At 40.0% G+C, this 18387-nt stretch carries 16 protein-coding genes and 1 pseudogene; 9 read left to right on the forward strand and 8 right to left on the reverse strand.

What is annotated here, in order from left to right; all coding sequences use genetic code 11:
• The first annotated feature begins 98 nt into the window (after positions 1-98).
• Positions 99-326, forward strand: coding sequence for a hypothetical protein (locus LC605_RS03965; RefSeq protein ID WP_229546273.1), 228 nt, complete (start codon positions 99-101; stop codon positions 324-326).
• 561 nt (positions 327-887) lie between these two features.
• On the opposite strand, the gene LC605_RS03970 is transcribed toward LC605_RS03965, so the two are convergent.
• Entirely contained in the window at positions 888-1940 is a 1053-nt protein-coding gene (locus LC605_RS03970; protein ID WP_229546274.1) for a class I SAM-dependent methyltransferase, read from the reverse strand.
• Positions 1941-2227: 287 nt separating this feature from the next.
• Between LC605_RS03970 and LC605_RS03975 the strand changes: the two genes are divergently transcribed.
• Positions 2228-2428 (forward strand): hypothetical protein, encoded by a 201-nt coding sequence (locus LC605_RS03975; protein WP_229546275.1) that lies wholly within the window; start codon positions 2228-2230, stop codon positions 2426-2428.
• 370 nt (positions 2429-2798) lie between these two features.
• Here LC605_RS03975 and LC605_RS03980 read toward each other — a convergent pair whose 3' ends face one another.
• Together LC605_RS03980 and glnA are read right to left on the reverse strand one after the other, a co-directional pair.
• Positions 2799-3758, reverse strand: coding sequence for a calcium-binding protein (locus LC605_RS03980; RefSeq protein ID WP_229546276.1), 960 nt, complete (start codon positions 3756-3758; stop codon positions 2799-2801).
• A gap of 683 nt (positions 3759-4441) precedes the next feature.
• Positions 4442-5866 carry a type I glutamate--ammonia ligase gene (gene glnA / locus LC605_RS03985; RefSeq protein ID WP_229546277.1) on the reverse strand — a complete coding sequence of 475 codons (1425 nt, stop codon included), beginning with the start codon at positions 5864-5866 and terminating at the stop codon, positions 4442-4444.
• 357 nt (positions 5867-6223) lie between these two features.
• Between glnA and apcB the strand changes: the two genes are divergently transcribed.
• A complete protein-coding gene (apcB, locus tag LC605_RS03990) occupies positions 6224-6733 on the forward strand; it encodes an allophycocyanin subunit beta (protein WP_229546278.1) in 510 nt (169 codons plus the stop codon).
• Positions 6734-6838: 105 nt separating this feature from the next.
• Here the strand turns inward: apcB and LC605_RS03995 are convergent, their stop codons facing one another.
• The gene (locus LC605_RS03995; RefSeq protein ID WP_229546279.1) at positions 6839-7069 is read right to left on the reverse strand and encodes a hypothetical protein; all 231 of its coding nucleotides are present in this window, start codon (positions 7067-7069) and stop codon (positions 6839-6841) included.
• A 216-nt stretch (positions 7070-7285) separates the two neighbouring features.
• On the opposite strand from LC605_RS03995, the gene LC605_RS04000 reads away from it, so the two are divergent.
• The 4 genes and pseudogenes from LC605_RS04000 to LC605_RS04015 form a co-directional block, all read left to right on the forward strand.
• Positions 7286-7525: a hypothetical protein gene (locus LC605_RS04000; protein ID WP_229546280.1), complete on the forward strand. Its 240-nt coding sequence runs from the start codon at positions 7286-7288 to the stop codon at positions 7523-7525.
• A 1026-nt stretch (positions 7526-8551) separates the two neighbouring features.
• Complete coding sequence (locus tag LC605_RS04005) at positions 8552-10492, forward strand: FAD-dependent oxidoreductase (protein WP_229546281.1); 1941 nt, start codon at positions 8552-8554, stop codon at positions 10490-10492.
• Positions 10493-10521: 29 nt separating this feature from the next.
• The gene (locus tag LC605_RS04010) at positions 10522-11958 is read left to right on the forward strand and encodes a carotenoid oxygenase family protein (protein ID WP_229546282.1); all 1437 of its coding nucleotides are present in this window, start codon (positions 10522-10524) and stop codon (positions 11956-11958) included.
• A gap of 264 nt (positions 11959-12222) precedes the next feature.
• Positions 12223-13116 (forward strand): annotated as a pseudogene (locus LC605_RS04015) (phytoene synthase); the annotation flags it as partial.
• 657 nt (positions 13117-13773) lie between these two features.
• On the opposite strand, the gene LC605_RS04020 reads toward LC605_RS04015, so the two are convergent.
• Both LC605_RS04020 and LC605_RS04025 read right to left on the reverse strand, forming a co-directional pair.
• Positions 13774-14142, reverse strand: coding sequence for a clan AA aspartic protease (locus tag LC605_RS04020; protein WP_229546284.1), 369 nt, complete (start codon positions 14140-14142; stop codon positions 13774-13776).
• Positions 14139-14414: a hypothetical protein gene (locus LC605_RS04025; RefSeq protein ID WP_229546285.1), complete on the reverse strand. Its 276-nt coding sequence runs from the start codon at positions 14412-14414 to the stop codon at positions 14139-14141. The genes LC605_RS04020 and LC605_RS04025 overlap by 4 nt, the downstream gene beginning before the upstream one ends.
• Positions 14415-14604: 190 nt before the next feature.
• On the opposite strand from LC605_RS04025, the gene LC605_RS04030 reads away from it, so the two are divergent.
• Both LC605_RS04030 and LC605_RS04035 read left to right on the forward strand, forming a co-directional pair.
• Positions 14605-15039, forward strand: coding sequence for a DUF29 family protein (locus LC605_RS04030; protein WP_229546299.1), 435 nt, complete (start codon positions 14605-14607; stop codon positions 15037-15039).
• Complete coding sequence (locus tag LC605_RS04035; protein WP_229546286.1) at positions 15040-15858, forward strand: TlyA family RNA methyltransferase; 819 nt, start codon at positions 15040-15042, stop codon at positions 15856-15858.
• Here the strand turns inward: LC605_RS04035 and LC605_RS04040 are convergent.
• Both LC605_RS04040 and LC605_RS04045 read right to left on the reverse strand, forming a co-directional pair.
• The gene (locus LC605_RS04040) at positions 15855-16109 is read right to left on the reverse strand and encodes a Calvin cycle protein CP12 (protein WP_229546287.1); all 255 of its coding nucleotides are present in this window, start codon (positions 16107-16109) and stop codon (positions 15855-15857) included. The two genes, LC605_RS04035 and LC605_RS04040, sit on opposite strands and share 4 nt — an antisense overlap.
• 587 nt (positions 16110-16696) lie before the next feature.
• The gene (locus LC605_RS04045) at positions 16697-18043 is read right to left on the reverse strand and encodes a GTP-binding protein (RefSeq protein ID WP_229546300.1); all 1347 of its coding nucleotides are present in this window, start codon (positions 18041-18043) and stop codon (positions 16697-16699) included.
• Between the last annotated feature and the right edge of the window lie 344 nt (positions 18044-18387).

Here is an 18387-nt window from a genome sequence, read left to right on the forward strand (position 1 = left end):
ATTTTCAGTAAAACAGAATACTTTTTGATGAATTGTCCGGATATTAATCAAAAAGCTAAGTATCAGTGAAGTGGAGAGTTCCAAAATAGACATCTGCTATGCGTGCTGCCATTTCACTTTTAATCTCGAGTCTGGTGTTCGGCCCCTTAGCTTCTAACTGCCAAGCAATGGTCAATCACTTATCCTATGGGCTGCCTTCCACGCCTGCTTCGGAACAGTGGCTCTCGGCAGCATCTGAACAAGCTTCAGATGATGCGCCACGTCATCGCGGTAGTGGGCGCAGAGAAGTGACACAAAAACTCAAAAATATCTATGCTGTGGTTTAACTACCGTCGGGTAATGCCTCTTTTCCCAAAGGAACAGAATTACCAGAAAGCAGGATGTTGTGCTAAAGTATTTTGCACAGTTTTTCTGGCAGAGATATATACAGTTGACACACGAAAATCTTCAGCGATCGCTTAGTATTTCAACTGCAAGCTTTGTATATATAGTTGGCATCAATTGATCTAGGGTATCGATTCGCACAAGTAAGTTGGCACAATAAAACTAAACTGTGTGAAGAAAAGTAAACAAGGCTCGAACCCTTTTTTCCCCAGCTAATAGCTCCCTGCCCCCTACCTTATCCCAACGATAATTATTTACGCCGAACTACTTAAGTAGTATAGGTTTATTGCACTTGCCAAGAAATCTTACTATTTCTGACCTACTCTTGCACCCTGCTTCCTTCTTCTCGTAGATGGCTGCCGACAAAATAAATATTAGGAAGGATCTGCTAGATCATCTTAGTCATTACTAACTATTCTACACCCAAGGCCAAATGCAAAATTTTGCATTTGGCCTTTTTAGGTAAAGTTTACTTAAAGAAAAACAAATGAGGAGATTTTATCTCAAGCCGACTTATGAGCAATGAAATACTTGCTCATAAAATGGACTTGGATCTCAATATGCTCAAAGCCGACTCCCTGTAAACGTTCTACCAAGTTATCAGTGGTATAATGCTTATAATAGGGTTCATGGAAAGTTTCCGGGAAAGAATCGATCATATATGCCAACTCAGGGGAATCACTCAACTGAATTGAGTCACAGATAATAAAGACTCCTCCTGGTTTTGTTACCCGGAAGCATTGCTCAATGACTGTCTGACGTACAGGTGCTGGTAACTCATGGAAGAGAAAAATAGAAGTTACAGCATGAAAATAGTCATCTACATAGGGTAACTCTTCGGCATTGGCTTGTAAAAGTTGCGGCAGTTCTCCTGGAATTTGGGATAGCAGTTCATTTGCTTTACGCAAATAAGCTGGTGACAAATCTGTGCCAAACAGAGATGCTTGAGGCAGGGCTGCCCGAATCAACTTCAGAGTCCGCCCAGTTCCACAAGCTACATCCAAAATACGGGTTTGCCCTACCGACTCAAAAGCTTTCAGCCCTTGCTTGAGAGGAGCGAGAATCCGCCGCCGCATCGCATCAGCGGCTCCACCAAAAAGAATTTCTACTTGTAAGTCATATAAATTGGCTGATAAGTCACTCAAGTAGCCATTGCTTTGCTGATGGAAGTTCTGCACATAGTAGCTGGGATAACCATCTGTGTCAATTTCGGGCGAAAAATCTTGGTAATTCTGTTGTTTAAGCCGCTCCCACGTTTGAGGGTAATCTAGCCATAGCAATGGATAGTAGCGGAAAAAGTCATCCCAAGGGTTGTCAAACAGCAAACTTTCCGGGCATACACCTTTTTGGGCATCTTGCCAGTCTGTTTCCAGCAATTGATTCAATCTCTGCTGAAGTTTAGCTAAAAGCTCATCCGGAATGGGTTTGGTCTTTTCTTCGAGTGTCGGATACACCAGGTTCCTCAACCGTGAACTTAATATTTTGTGAGCCAGACCAAAATAATTTTTGCCCTGCTGAAAGGTTTGATAAGTCAGCTTAGTTAAACTCTCAGGCATAAAAATAGCTCAAGCTTCGATTACTTCTATGTGAAGAATTGTAACAAATAAATTACTTGCTGTTGGAAAGGTAAAGGCTCCTAAGTAAGACAAATATAAAACTCGATATTTTGGTCATCAAGGCTGTACTAGGTAAGATTTATCCGCCTTGTGGAAAAATACTCGATATTTCGGCTAAAGGTTAAATATAAATCTTTGTAAAAAGTAGCTTATGCTACAGAATTTTTGCTATATTAGTCGTGTGAGAAAAAAAATTATATATTCACAAAATAGAGAGGACTATGGTTATGTCTATCGCAGATAAATCTCGTGCGTTAATGGTGCGCGAACACCAGCAAGTCAAGAATCGCCAACAATCGATGCTGATGAGGGCTGCACAAGAACTTGGTCTTCCTGAAGAAGCATCCCACTACTGGAATCCGATTCAAGGGAAGGTAGATACTAACACTCGGACGATTTATGGGCCCAGTCATGCTTCCATGAGCTAAGTTTCAAAAGCTTTAAGGTTGATTTTTTGAGTGAATATCTCAACTGACAACTGTGGAAAAAAAGCCACCCTCTACTCTAGGGTGGCTAAACTTATATATTTATAGGACTTACGCAAAATATCTCTCAAACTCTGATTTCTCCGTGACCTCTGTGCCTCTGCGGTTCGTTATTCCCTAAATTGTGCGTAAGTCCTAATTTAGATAGATACGGTACCAATACTGCGTAGGTTTTGAATCGATCCCCCCCAACCCCCCGATAAATTGGCTTGCTCAGAATAGCTTATTTTTCCCCTTTTTTAAGGTTTAAAACTACGTTTATAGGTTAAATACTTTCTCACGGATGATTCCGGATTGCTATAGTGATATGTGTTTAGACGAAATCAAAGCCACTGCTAAAATCTGAAATTGAAACTCCTTCAACAACCGCGATTAAGTCGTTGTTAAAAGATATCCCTGTCCCCACGGCATTATTAATAGAGATAATACCCAAGCTAAAGGTAGATTCAGGTAGTTCAATAGAGTCCTGGCTGATGTTGAAGTCAGTAATCAGGGCGTAGTCACTATTTCCACCATTATCATAGAAAATTTCATTACCTGCTCCCAGGACGAAGGTATCGCTATTAGCCCCGCCAGTTAGGGTATCGACTTCGTTAACAATCGATCCAAATCCTGGGGCAAAAGGTTCAACGCCGATCAGGCGATCGCTCCCATCACCACCCGATAAAGAGTCGTTTCCAGCTCCACCAATCAAGAAGTCCGTGCCAGTTTCACCAGTAAGAGTGTCATTTCCAACTCCAGTGCCACCAAATACGGTGTCGTTACCAGCCTCACCCTGAACAAAATCATTGTCTGCATCACCATTCAGTTGGTCGTCCCTCCCGCCACCTGATACCGTGTCATTCCCAGTACCCGCAAAAACTCGATCATTTCCAGCGTCGCCAGAAATTAAGTCGGCGCCATCAGAGCCATTGAGGATGTCATCTCCATCATTACCATTAATGGTGTCATTCCCTGCATCACCGAAGATGCGGTCATTGTCATTGTTACCAATGATGCGGTCATTGCCGTTCCCCCCATTGATCACGTCAACCCCATCGTCGCCATCAATGGAGTCGTTCCCAGCATCTCCAAATACTAGATCGTCGCCATCCCCAGCATCAATTGTGTCGTTTCCTTCTCCACCAACGATCAGGTCTTCGCCATCGTTACCAAAGATTTCGTCGTCACCGGCTAAGGCTAGGATAGTATCGTCATCATCGAAAGCATCAATGCGATCGCTGCCAATAGTGCCAGCAAGAAAATCGTCCTCATTTGTACCATCAATATCCATGTGTTTTTTCCTTGCAACTTTCAGCAATGATTTCAAAAGGCATCAGTATTATTTAGGGCAAGGGGAACATCTAAGACAAAGTATCTGAACTGAACACACAAATATCAGATTGTTTAAGTTATTGAGAACAATCTCAATCAAGCCCAGCCGGAAGTTGACTTTACCGAAGCAAATAACTTTGTATCAGCAGCATATTTGCTTTTAGGTAGTTTTAAACTATCTCTTAAGGTAGATGTTAATACGTAGAAAAAATACAGTAATTCTTTTATTAAAAAATATTCGATTATTAGAACTGCATGGGCTGTTGCCGGATGCGTGCTGTTTCATACCTTATGTCTCCGATTCAAGGGAAGGTAGATGCTAACACTCGGATGATTTATGAGCCAATACATTTGGGTTAAGCATTTCTTCCTTCTCTCTTCTCTTCCTTTGCGTCCAACTCTTACGAGACGCTGCGCGAATGCGGTCTTTGCGGTTCGTTAACAAAATTGACTTTGACAAAGAGTTTTAGCCTTAACTGAACTGTATTGATTTATGGGCCTAGTCACGCTTCCGTGAGCTAAGTTTCAAGAGTTTTGAGGTTGATTTTTGAGTGAATATCTCAACTGACAACTCTGGAAAAAAAAGCCACCCTCTACTCTAGGGTGGCAAAACTTATATACTTAGATAGATACGGTACTTAATTAAGCATCGTAGTAGAGATAAAACTCGTAAGGATGAGGACGTAGCTGCAACTGCTTGACTTCGTTAGCTAACTTGTAGTCAATCCAATTTTCGATAAAGTCTTCCGTGAAGACGCCTGATTCTGTCAAGAAGGCGTGATCTTTTTCCAGTGCTTGCAACGCCAATTCTAAAGAACCTGGAGTTGAAGGAACTTTTGCCAATTCTTCTGGAGATAGTTCATAGATATTCTTATCTAAGGGTTCACCAGGATGGATTTTGTTCTTGATGCCATCGATACCAGCACAAAGCATTGCAGCAAATGCCAAGTAGGGGTTAGAAGTAGCATCTGGACAACGGAATTCTAAACGCTTGGCTTTGGGGTTAGTACCAGATAGAGGAATACGAATAGAAGCAGAACGGTTTCCTTGGGAGTAAGCCAAGTTCACTGGAGCTTCATAACCAGGTACTAAGCGTTTGTATGAGTTGGTGCTGGGGTTGGTAATTGCCAACAATGCTGGTGCGTGTTTGAGAAGACCACCAATGTAGTACAACGCCATATCGCTTAAACCAGCATACTTATCACCTGCAAACAGAGGTTGGCCGTCTCTCCAGATGGACTGGTGACAGTGCATTCCCGAACCGTTATCGCCAAAAATTGGTTTTGGCATGAAGGTGACGGTTTTGCCGTATTTCTTAGCAACGTTCTTGATGACATATTTGTAAATCATCAACCAGTCAGCCGCTTCGATCAACTTCCCAAATTTGAAGCCTAGTTCGCACTGACCACCAGTAGCAACTTCGTGGTGATGCTTTTCAATGGGTACACCTAATTGTGCCATTGTCAACAGCATCTCTGTACGGATATCTTGAAAAGAATCCGTTGGTGAAACTGGGAAGTAACCTTCTTTGAAGCGTGGTTTGTAAGCCAAGTTGGGTTTGTCATCTGTACCGGCTTTACCGGAATTCCAAGCACCTTCTGCGGAGTCTAAGAAGTAATAGCCTTCGTTGGCGGTTTGGGCAAACCTAGCACTGTCAAAGATAAAGAACTCAGCTTCCGGGCCAAAGAAAGCTGTGTCACCAACACCAGTGGAAACAAGGTAATCTACTGCTTTTTGGGCAATAACGCGTGGGCAACGGTTGTACCATTCACCCGTGCGGGGTTCCTTAATACTACAAATTATACTTAGCGTTGGCACTTCCATAAATGGGTCGATCCAAGCAGTGTTGGGGTCGAGTACCATCGTCATGTCCGATTCGTTGATCGCTTTCCAACCTCGGATGCTGGAACCGTCAAAAGGTACGCCATCAGTGAATGCAGTCTCATCGATTTGGTTTTGGTACAGTGTGAGGTGCTGCCAAGTCCCTACTGTATCGATGAATTTGAGATCAATCAGCTGAATTTTTTCATCTTGAATTCTCTCCAAGACTTCTTGTGGCGTTGTCATTGTTACTCCTTCTCTACCAATTTCCTAAAGTAATACCAGAATCTTCCAAAGCATCCTAACCCTGTTGATCTCAATCAAGCCGTGACACACCTGAAATATCTTAAATAGTAGACATTAGCGGATTTTGTAGCCTCTGTTACAGATATCTGGATTACAGGTTATATTAACCTTTCAGCGATCATCTGTACAAAACTGGAAAGTTCATCACATAGGGGTCAACTTTGGCATAGAATCCTTATGTAGTGGATAGATTGTTTTTGTGCCGAATCTCTTTTAAATAGCACAAAAATTTACTGGTGCATAAATGCAGCCAAATAAATATCAAACCATAAATAGCAATGATTGGGAGAAAAAGGAATGCGCGATGCGGTAACAAGTTTAATTAAGAATTATGACTTAGCTGGTCGGTATTTTGACCGGAATGCGATTGATAGCCTGAAATCTTACTTTGACAGTGGTACAGCAAGAGTACAAGCGGCGGCGGCGATAAATTCTAATGCGGCTGGACTTGTTAAGCAAGCTGCTTTGAAGTTATATGAAGAACTGCCAGAATTGATTCGTCCTGGTGGAAATTCTTATACGACTCGTCGTTATGCAGCTTGTTTGCGGGATATGGACTACTACCTGCGCTACGCCACCTATGCGCTAGTTGCTGGGAACACAAATGTGTTGGATGAGCGTGTGCTACAAGGGCTGCGGGAAACTTACAATTCTCTAGGAGTGCCTATTGGTCCTACGGTTCGCGGTATCCAAATTCTCAAGGATATGATTAAGGAGCAAGTAGCAGCAGCAGGTGTAGTTAATACTGCTTTTGTGGATGAGCCATTTGATCACATCACACGTGAGTTGAGCGAACAGGATATTTAGATTTTAGGTGGGCCAGGTGTCTGCCCCGACATAAACGTAAATAGCGATCGCACTTTGATTTTATGGGGCGATCGCTTTTTTATCAAATTTACCAGCTATTGATAGCTATTGCACCGAAATTGAACGTATCAAAATGCTCATTACCTCACCTGTATTCCCAGTTGGTAACAACGGACTCCAATCACCAATTGGGGCGTATCTCAGTTGGTGCAAAACGCGAATTGTGCTGGTAACGGCCTTGGGCGAACCAATCAGTGTATGTTTGATGGATTCTCTTTCTGGAGATGCTTGATAGTCAGTTTGAACATCTGTTAACTTTTGTAATTGTGTCATCATTGTATTTATCTCCCTATATGGGGGTTTACGAAGCGTTCGCTTTTCTGATTGGTTCTGAGAGCGATCGCTTTTTTTGTTGTAGATTCCCTAGTTGAAATCTGCATCGCTTTTATAGGGATAATAACATAAGTGCATCCAAGTGCAGCACTTATTTGCTAAAATTTTAGCAACACAGTGAGGCACTATATAGGGTGTGTGAGTATGGAAATATTTGAAATGCCGTCGAGGTGGAGATTAACAGTAAACTTGACAGAAGAAACACTCAAAGGACTGGAGGAATGGGCAAAAACCCAAAAACGTACTACCAGTAATCTAGCCGCAGCAATACTTACAAGCGCATTGGAGGCTTATCAAGAAGGAGTTTACACTGACCCTGCTGCTACTCTTCCTAACTTTCAACAGCAGGATACAAATAGCGACACTTCCTCGTCTAACTCCGAAGATCAAGAGGATTAGTCAGCTAATTCTCAATAGCATAGGAATAAACCTAATTGTCTTTGACGAGCAACTAGAGAGGATTATCAAATGGATAAGCTAGCTCGGTATCGTGAAATTATTCGTCAGTTGATATTAGAGCATAGCTTAGAGCTTTTCTTAGTGCCATTCGTGTCACAGTAGTAGTTATGTTGTTCCCTTGCTCGTATCAAAGAAAGTATTTCATGAACGAGCTTCGCTTTTTCTAACTACAAAAAATTTTTCGACGACGCTGCCCACTTACCGCCTCGATTTGACAGCACCTACAAAAATAGCGATGCCTACAGCGGGCTACGCCTACGCAGCGAAGCGTCCACTGCTCTTAAGGTATTAATACCTGTAATGCTTATGGAATATAGCTTATAGCTTTACAAGCGTGCCATTCGGCTATGATACCTCTAGAAATAGAACATATTCGACCAAAATCTAAGAGGATGTTTGAAAAGTCGGCAATTGAGTAAAAAAGTTTCCAAGGCGATTCTAAAATTAAATGTTTGCCTACATACCATTTTTTACAACAAAAAACAACACTCTTAGGTACTATTGTCAAGTATGATATTTACGTATTAATTTTATCTTTAGTAAAAATAAAGAAAATCTTAAAGTTTAGTTGAAAAATTATTAAGTAGCTAAATACTTTAATTTTTTAATTATTCTTACGTAAAAACTTTAGTTTCTACTTAGATATTCAGTAGCGTTAGATAGTTTATTATTAAGCTACTTGATTTGTTTTAGACTTTTGCCACATTCGCCTAAATAGTTGAATGATATATGGGTTTTAATCAAAAATCCATATATTCAAATGAATATACATAAGTAGGTCGGCGCAATTAAAGTTAACTGGCTAAGGCTGTCATTTGTCATTTGTCATTCGTCATTTGTAAGGGTTTTAAGCCTATTTACGTTTCGTAACATATTTAGGTTTTTTCGCGCCAACTTACTTATTCAAAATGTGAAATTATTATTTCACACCTTGATTATCCTTACTTAATTTTTTGCAAGTATCTAATGAATAAGCTATCTGATTTTTCATCTCCAGGCATATCTAGACGTAGTGCTTTGAAACTATTTGGTACTGGAATGATTGTTACTGGACTAGGTTACTCAAGATTTTCTAAACCTAAGCCCATTGTATATCAGCAAGATATTTTAGATTTACCAAGCAACTTAAGTAAGCAAAAGAAAGTTGTTGTTGTTGGGGGTGGTTTAGCTGGACTGGCTTGCGCTTATGAGTTGAGCAAACGAGGTTTTATAGTAACATTATTGGAACGTTCTCCAAATCTCGGTGGAAAAATTGCGAGTTGGAAAGTAAAAGTGGGGAATGAAGAGTTTATGATGGAACATGGGTTTCATGGTTTCTTCCCCCAATATTACAATCTGAAAAAATTATTTGAAGAAATCAATATTAGCAATAATTTCCGTTCTTTAGAACGCTATTCTTTATTGTTTTGCAACGATGACTATAATCCTGAAGTATTTCGTCCTAATACATCTGTCTTCCCTTGGAATATTGTTGATTTAGCAATATCATCTCCAAACAGGTTGCGATGGGGGATAAATTTAGCAAAATATAAGCACTTGCAAGTTTTTCGTGCTATCACTAGCTTTCAGCTTAATAAAACTTATCAGGAGTTTGACAACATAGCAGTTGCAGAATGGACAAAAGAAGATTTTCCGAAAGGACTGTACGACCTTTATTTTCTTCCGTTTGCAAAATCGAGTTTAAATGCTCCAGACAAATTAAGCACGGCAGAATTATTGCAGTTTTTCCATTTCTACTTTTTTGGAAATCCAGAGGGTTTAGCATTTGATGGAACCAAGTACGATATGGGGACAAGCATAGTCCAACCGATGGCGGAAGCTATTGAAGGTAATGGTGGCAAAATAGTTACAGAAGCAACTGTAAGCAATATTCATTGCCAAAGAGGAAGTATCGCGTCTTTAAGTTATCAACGCTCTTCAATTCCAACTAAAGTGCCATTTTGGGTCAAGTATAATTCAACAATCCAAATCGGACATTTAAAATACTATGGTGCTGGTGATTCAATGTTTGCAGCATCAAATGAAGGTGAGTATGCAATATCTCTGCGTTGTACTCACCAAGGTTGTACTGTTGAAAAGCAAGAGAATGGTACTTTCCGATGCCCTTGTCATGGTGCGACTTATAACGAGCAGGGAAAAGTGATAAGTGGTCCAGCAAAAAGTGATTTGCCTCGCTTCCACATCATGCAACGAAATGGAGATGATATTCAGTTGGCAGCAGTTTTATCAGATTCATCAGCAGAAAAACATACAATTGAAGCGGACTATTACGTTCTAGCTGCTGACATTCCAGGAATTAATAATCTTTTTGAATTAATGACTGGTGAAGTAGATGAGCAGCTAAAAAATCAAGTGAATAAGTTAGCTGTTTCTGACCCATTTGCAGTAGCTCGTTTTTGGTTTGACCGTGATTTTGAGTGGAAGCACAGTGATTTTGCTTCTGTTTCTGGTTACAAACTAACTGATAGTATTACTCTTTACCATCGCATCCAAACGCAATTTATTGATTGGTCAAAACGAACAGGTGGTAGTGTTGTTGAATTACACGCTTACTGTTACAAGGAGAAAGAGTTTCCCACTCAAAATATTTTATTAAATACTTTTGAACAAGAATTATATCAAATTGTTCCCGAATTAAGTGAAGCGAATATATTACATCGAGAGTTAGTAAACCAAAAAAACTTCTCTGGCTATCCACCTAATAGCCACAATTTTAGACCGGAAAATGTAACATCAGTTACAAACTTACTTTTTGCTGGTGATTGGGTACGTATGCCCTTTCCTTGTGCCCTTATGGAACGAGCAGTGAGTAGTGGCTTATTAGCAGCAAATAGTATTATTCATGGAGAAAGTTTACAAAGAAGAACAATTTTATCAGTTAATCCCAATGGAATTTTAAATCTATAGTTTTTTGTTTTTTTTAATTTATCAAATTTATGACTACGAATGCAAAATTGTCTGAGAAAACATGGAGTAAAGCCATTGAAAGACCAGGTGTTGAATTTGGTCCAGTTCCCTTATCAATTATTTCTGGAAATATCCCTTCTGGATTACAAGGTTGTTTTTACTGTAATGGTTCAGGACGACTAGAAAGAGGAGAAAAACGAGTCGGACATTTGTTTGACGGAGATGGTGCAATTCTAAAGATTGATTTAAGCAATGAAACTGCTAATGGTATTTATCGCTATGTAAGAACTGCTGAGTATCTTGAAGAAGAGCGGTCGGGGAAACTATCTTTTCTTGGCTATGGTACAATGCCTTCAAGTTCTATTTGGAATCGCTTTTTTAAACCAGTTAAAAACGTTGCAAATACTTCAGTTCTATTACTACCTGATAAGCTATTAGCTCTTTGGGAAGGAGGGCATCCTTACGCACTAAATTTAGAAAATCTTGACACAATTGGTATTGATAATTTATACGGATTAACTCCTAAACTTACATATTCAGCTCATCCAAAGCAAGACCCTTTAAGTAAGAGAATTTATAATTTTGGTTTGAGTTATGGCAAAAATACTTTCTTAAATATTTATTGTAGCGATTCAACTGGAAGGATAGTACAAAAATCAGCGATCAAATTAGGCGGCGCACCCATCGTTCATGATTTTGTATTAGCTGGCAAATATCTAATATTTTTAATTTCTCCAGTGCGTTTGGATATTTTGCCGTGGTTAATGAAGTTAAAAAGTTTTAGTGAAAATTTGTTATGGAAGCCAGAATTAGGAACACAAATTTTGGTTATAGACCGCGATAATCTTAATTTAATTAGCCGTGACGTTACTGAACCTTGGTTTCAGTGGCATTTTGGAAATGGCTATTTAGATTATGACGGTTCAGTAGTATTTGATTTTGTACGCTATTCAGACTTCAAAGTCAATCAATATTTAAGAGAAGCAGCGACCGGCTATACTCACACTCCCGCGAAAGGGGAACTGTACAACATGCGCCTCAACCCTCAAACAAGTAAAGTTATAGAAATACATTGTCTTTTCGACCGTTGTTGTGATTTTCCTACTGTAAATCCAAATCAAGTAGGACAACATTGGGATTATACTTATTTATCAGTTCTATCATCAGAAGCAAATATTGAGAAAGAAATAATTGGTGGTGAGTTAGCTCGTTTTGATTATAAAACAAACACACATAGCCTAATCTCGTTAGGAAAAAATGTTTATGGTACCCCTCCAATTTATGCACAAGATTTAAATAATCCAACTGATGCTTGGATATTAACAGTTATTTTTAATAGCAACATTGAACAGAGTGAATTTTGGATATTGGATGCTAATAATTTTAACGCAGGAGTGATTTGTCGTATTGCGTTACCAGAAATATTACCAATTGGATTTCATGGTGCTTGGAATCCAAAGTCATGAAAAGCTAAAATTACTCTTAATTCCAAGCTATTCTAATGTTTACCTACTAAGTAGAAGTCACATCATCTGATTAATTGGAAATAAATAGTAGATTTATTTATAAAATTTGTACCTTTTTGTGAAACCAATTAGTCACTGAGCAGTCTATAAAATGTTAAGCAACAAAATAATTTAATATTGTGAATTTAAGGTGCGAAAATACAAGTTAACCCTTAATTTTTAATCAAGATTGAATGTCGCGATTACTTAATTTTCTCCAATGTTATGAAAACTTCTGTCTCTGTGGAAGAATCCTATAATTTATGTCGTCAGTTGACAGCAAAATTTGCAAAGACATTCTATCTTGGGACAATGTTGATGCCTCCAGATAAACGTCGAGCAATTTGGGCAATTTACGCGTGGTGTCGCCGTACTGATGAATTGGTTGATGGTTCAGAAGCGACGATGACTACGCCAGATACTCTTGATGCTTGGGAACAGAATCTTGAATTAATTTTTGCTGGGCATTGTCAGGATACATTTGATATTGCTTTGATTGACACTCTTGAACACTTCCCGATGGATATTCAGGCATTTCGCGATATGATTGCAGGACAGCGGATGGACTTGTATTGTAGTCGGTATAATTCTTTTGATGAGTTATATCTTTATTGTTACCGCGTTGCTGGTACTGTTGGCTTAATGTCAACGATGGTGATAGGTGTAGATGGAGTGGAGAATACTGCATCTGGGCAGCATTTCCATTCCGTTTATGTGCCAATGGCTGAAGCAGTCGCATTAGGAATTGCCAATCAATTAACGAACATTTTGCGCGATGTGGGTGAAGATGCGCGACGTGGGCGAATTTATTTACCTTTGGAAGATTTATACCGATTTAATTATACAGAATCAGATTTGCTTAATGGAGTTAATGACGAACGCTGGCAAAATTTAATGCGTTTCCAAATCGAACGGGCACGGGAATTTTATCGCAAAGCTGAGCACGGTATCAGTTTTCTCGCCAGTGACGCTCGCTTCGCTGTGTGGGCGGCATTGATTCATTACAGTCGTATTCTTGACCAGATTGAACATAATAAATATAACGTTTTTAGCCAACGTGCTTACATATCTCAATGGCAAAAACTTTGCAGCTTACCTGCTGCTTGGCTGCGATCGCGCTTTCCAGATGGAAAAATACGCGATTGCATTTCTCAAGATTTTTCTTCCCCGCAAGAGAGTCCTAGAATGCGGGTTAAATAAGTAAAAGTTTTAGTACTTATTTATATCCTATATTCCGCAATTAAACTAGTAATATAAGTAAACTACGTTGAGAGAAAATCTCAAATTATAATTTGGACACCCAAGCAACTATAAAGAAAAATAAATTATGCACCACAAAGATACCCAGCTATAATTTTTTGTGTAAAAAGCTAGTTAGACAAGAATATTTAGTTTCAATTTTATTTAATTATTAGAACAGCAGTATGTCCAATAATTAATCAAATATTTTTAAGCTAAAATTTATTGAGAATATAGTGTTTATTCTCATTATGGGAGATTTGTTGAGAACAAAGTCCGAGTACGTTTTTCAGTGAAAAGCTTTATTTATAATGTTTTCGGGCATTTTTTTACGTCGAACTCAGGTTATATGGGAAGAAGCAACTAAACTCGATCCGCATAATCGTTTTTTATGGCGATCGCTCTAAATGGCGGATAGGGATGAAAGAATGGACTTTAGAAAGGCTAAGAAGTTTAAACAAGCTTTAGCTGATTTGAAAGTTCTCAGTACTGAGTAATAATACATTGAGTTGCGATCGCTCCCAATCGCTTATTTGCTCATAATTTCTCAGGTTTAACAACACCGCCTTCCATTGCCTCTACGGTTAATCTGTAACCTTCCATCAGTGACATACCGACAAGTGGATCTGACTCAGCTTCATCAATCGGAATGGTTAGTAATTGCTCATCCCAGACAACAATAGCTTCATACACATCAAACACACATTCACTACCATCTCCTAGAATTGCTCGTCCTCGCCTTTTCCAGGGTAGCTCTAATGCAGCAATGAAATCTGGCGGTAAGGATAACCAACCGTTAAAACCTGTATCAACAATGGCGGTTTGCTCATGTACTTTAGCGTCAGCACCACAAATACGTAGAACGATAATTGGCTCGTAGTCAGCATTCACACTTCCAATAATCATTTTGTTTTGTGGATGCGCCCAGCCCCGAACCGACGGACATAACGAGAGCCAACACGCACAAACCAGATTTGTGCATCTGGGTAGCGAGTCTCAAGACGTTTCGAGGCATTGATTTCATCAGTATCCATTTCCCAGCCACCTGTCTCAATATCGATTGCAACAATTTTGCCATAATTATCTGCTTCGACTTGTGGGCGCACTTGAGAGTCATATATCTCATCACCGCGACGAGCAAATTCTTCTTTGCTGTAACGAGGTTGTGGTAATGGCATAATAAATCTTCCGTAGTGTTATACCACTGATTAGCAAAAAAACTCCTCTAGCGTTTATTGTAAGCTGGACAGTTGAATGAGACTCGCTAAGGAATGCGATCGCTCATAAATTCAACGCATTAGCTTATCTTATATGAACTCGAACCGCTATCAGCCACAATAGAAGTTGACGATGTTTGAAGCGCTGATTATGGAAGAATTATTAACTCTCAAAGACTTGCTTGTTAAAGGCGATGTTCAAGAAGCATTGCTGATAGTGGAAGAATTAACAGAAATGAGCCGAAATGACATAATCAAGACGATTCGTAGCTATGCAGTAATTTTGCTGTTGCATCTGATTAAACAACAAGCTGAAAATCGCACGACTCGCTCTTGGGAAGTCTCAATTCGGAATTCGATTCGGGAAATTCATCGGGAAAATAAGCGGCGTAAAGCTGGAGGCTATTATCTCGCGCCAGAAGAATTGTTAGAAACCTTAGCAGAAGCCTATTTAAATGCCATTGATGAAGCAACGCTTGAAGTAGAAGAAGGTCGTTATGAAGCCCAAGAATTAGAAAAGCTGGTTAACCGAGAAGAAATTATCAATCGTGCTTTGGCTTTAATCTTACCAGGAGAATCTAGTTAATTGGCTAAACAACGACTCGACACATTACTAGTAGAGTTAAATTTATGTTCTTCTCGCGCCTTAGCACAGAGGTTAATTCAGGCGGGGGAAGTTACTGTTAATCAGCAGTTAGTTGATAAAGCTGGTACTGAAGTTGATATTTCCGCTCAAATAAATATTAAAGTGCGATCGCCTTTTGTTTCTAGAGGCGGTGAAAAACTCTCCAAAGCTTTATCAGTATTTGCCATTCCCGTACCAGAGCGCATTTGTTTAGATGGTGGAATTTCTACTGGTGGTTTTACTGATTGTCTCTTGCAAGCTGGTGCAAAACAAGTTTACGGTATTGATGTTGGTTACGGACAAGTTGACTGGCGCTTGCGAAATGATTCGCGGGTGATTTTGCGGGAACGCACCAATTTACGGCAACTCCGACCAGATGAATTATATGGTGAAAATGACCCGATTCCTGATTTGGCGGTGGTCGATGTATCGTTTATTTCTTTAACGAAAATTCTACCTGCTTTGTGGCAACTAACTCAAGCTAACCGAGAAACTGTGTTGTTAGTCAAGCCACAGTTTGAAGTCGGTAGATCCCGTGTGGGTAAAAAAGGCGTTGTGCGCGATCCGAACGACCAAGCTGATGCCATTTTCCAGGTTTTACAAACAGCCCACGAGTTAGGATGGAAATACAAAGGCTTAACTTGGTCGCCGATCACTGGCCCTGCTGGGAATATCGAATATCTTTTATGGTTGGGAACCGAAAGTGAAACGTTGCCACCTGATTTAGAAGCAATTAAGCAAATAACGCAATCAGCAACAACTGATTTACGGAAGAGTTAAACGTCGTAGATTAGACATTCTACGGCGTCGGGATGGCGATCGCAGTAATTTTCCAAAGAGGTTTTCTTTGATTTTGCTTGCTGTTGATCAGCTTTCTCAGCTTGTAATTCTTCCACAATGTCCCAGGCTACGGCACAATCAGCAGAATTGCCATCTGGCTCACAAGTTGTCCGTGCTTCAGTAATGGCTTCAGTAATGGCTTGTTCAATATTTGCCCCAGCAGTTTCTAATGAGTTTAAGCTTGTTGTCATGATAACTTTCACCTTTGTTTACAGAAATAAATATTAACTATGAGCTTTCAATGACTTCACAAAGCTCACATTTCTAGTTTAGATAGGCTTCCCACAAGAGGTAGTGGTAAATACCGCCATGTTTTGAGCAACATTGAGTGGGAATTACCCAGGGCTATTTCATTCTAGACATAAACCACCCGGAACTGAAGTTCCTGGCTCATAGCTAAAGTCCGTTTAAACGGACTATAACCCAATACAGTTCAGTTAAGGCTAAAACTCTTTGTCAAAGTCAATTTTTTAACGAACCGCATTCGCGTTAGCGTCTCCCCCTGGGAGAAGAACGCATTCGCGCAGCGTCTCGTTAGAGAAGAACGCAAAGAAAGAGAAGAAAGGAATTCTCCTAGTTGTGCTAACAAGTAGAGATGGTCATGTTCTCAATCTTGGATCCCAAATTGGGAATGTCAGTCAATTGTCAGAGGAACTTGATAGAAGTTGATAAACAGTTAGGAATAATTTACCATTTTTGGGAATATCTGAGCATAAAATCATTGAATATTTACAACACTTATAAACGGCAACAAAGAGAAAATAATTCTTATTTATTCTCAATATTTTATCCCTAATTCTTGTCGCAGACGATACAGAATTGTGTTTTGGTCAACTTGAGAAAGAATTTCTTGAATGACGCTGCTAGCGCCCAACTGTCCCCAGGTGCAGCCTTTTTCAAGATATACTTGGGCAGCTTTACCAACGGAGTATGCGCCATAACCTGCGATCGCACCTTGAGCGATCGCACTGCCAGCAAAGGCAGTAATATTGCTGGGATTGTCACCACTGGTTAGTGCTGCCGTACTTTTACCCAAACCCAAAAGCAAACTACTACCTAATTCTCCCAGCAGTAAACCACCAGAACTAAATAAAATCGTTTTTAAAATTTTCCCAGCTTCATAGCTAGTCATCGGCAAACCATACAATCTAGCTAGGGCGCGAATTAAAGCTAAATCGGCAACGGTTCCCCCAAGGATATCTAAAAAAGCGATGGGATTGAGCATGACTGCCAAAGCTTTGTATTTGGTAAATTGCCAAATGATATTTTCGGCTTCTTGTTCGCGTAAGTCGATAGTTTTTTGAGCGATCGCGGCTTCTGCATCCCGTGCTTGGATCAATGCATTTAAAGCCAGAAGCGATCGCCCTTCCCGATTCAGAATATTCAGAATTGTCTCTTTGAGTTCATCTACTTGCGGTGGTGCTGTCTCCCATTCATAACTGACACGCCCATCAGGCCACTCAACCCGGACTTCCATTGGTGCTGGTTCCGCCGCCACCATGACAATTTCATCAGGTAGTAGAGGCTTTGCTTGGGGATTCCCCGCACCGAGTTGTTGCAAGTTTTGGTAAATCGCTCCCTGGTCGGTATCTGGGTATAAATCTATTTTGTTAAATACTAAAATTAGAGGTTTTTGTGCTTGCCTTAATTTCAGCAGTGCTTGATACTCAGTGCGCGTGATATCACCAGACACGACAAATAGAATCAAATCCGCCTGATGTACCACTTCTCTTGCCATGTCCGCCCGTGACTCACCCTCAATTTCATCTAATCCGGGGGTATCAATTAACTCTACTAGTACTTTACCACCGGGCTGCCACCGCACGGAACGGGGCCATTGAGTGACACCATTTAGGGGCCCGGTTTGCAAAATCTTCTCTCCCAGCAAGGCGTTTAAAACTGCTGACTTTCCCCGACTCACCAAACCAAAGGCGGCAATTCTGATCACGTTAGAATCCAGTTTATTGAGTGTGGCGTTCAAAGCTTCCAATTCTGGTTTCACCAAACCTACCAATTCTGGGTTAGATGATAACTGTCCTGATTTGCGAAGATATCCATACCAAGACAGCGCTTGTCTGAGACTGGCGCGGGCACGATTTAAATGAGTCTCTTGTAGATTTCGCACGAAGTTAGGTTGATTCAAGGTTGGACAAACAACAGGCTACATATCCATTTTGATTTAATTCCCAGAGTGTTAAGTAGAGCGACGCAAATAAAGCTAACTAGTTAAGGCTGTCATTTGTCATTTGTCATTTGTCATTTATAAGGGTTTAAGGTGTATTTACGTTTTGTAATATAGTTTGGTTTATTGTTGCCGATTTACTTAGTACAATATTTCATAAATTCGTAGCGAATTCTCTTTGCGTTCCTTTGCGCTTCCCTTTGCGCCCCTTTGCGTTTAAATTTCAACTCTCAATTCGCCACGATTTTATGCTGCATCTGTACTTACACGATGTTTGAAAAGTTCTC

This window comes from Nostoc sp. CHAB 5836, assembly GCF_020829445.1.
Classification (GTDB): Bacteria; Cyanobacteriota; Cyanobacteriia; order Cyanobacteriales; family Nostocaceae; genus Nostoc.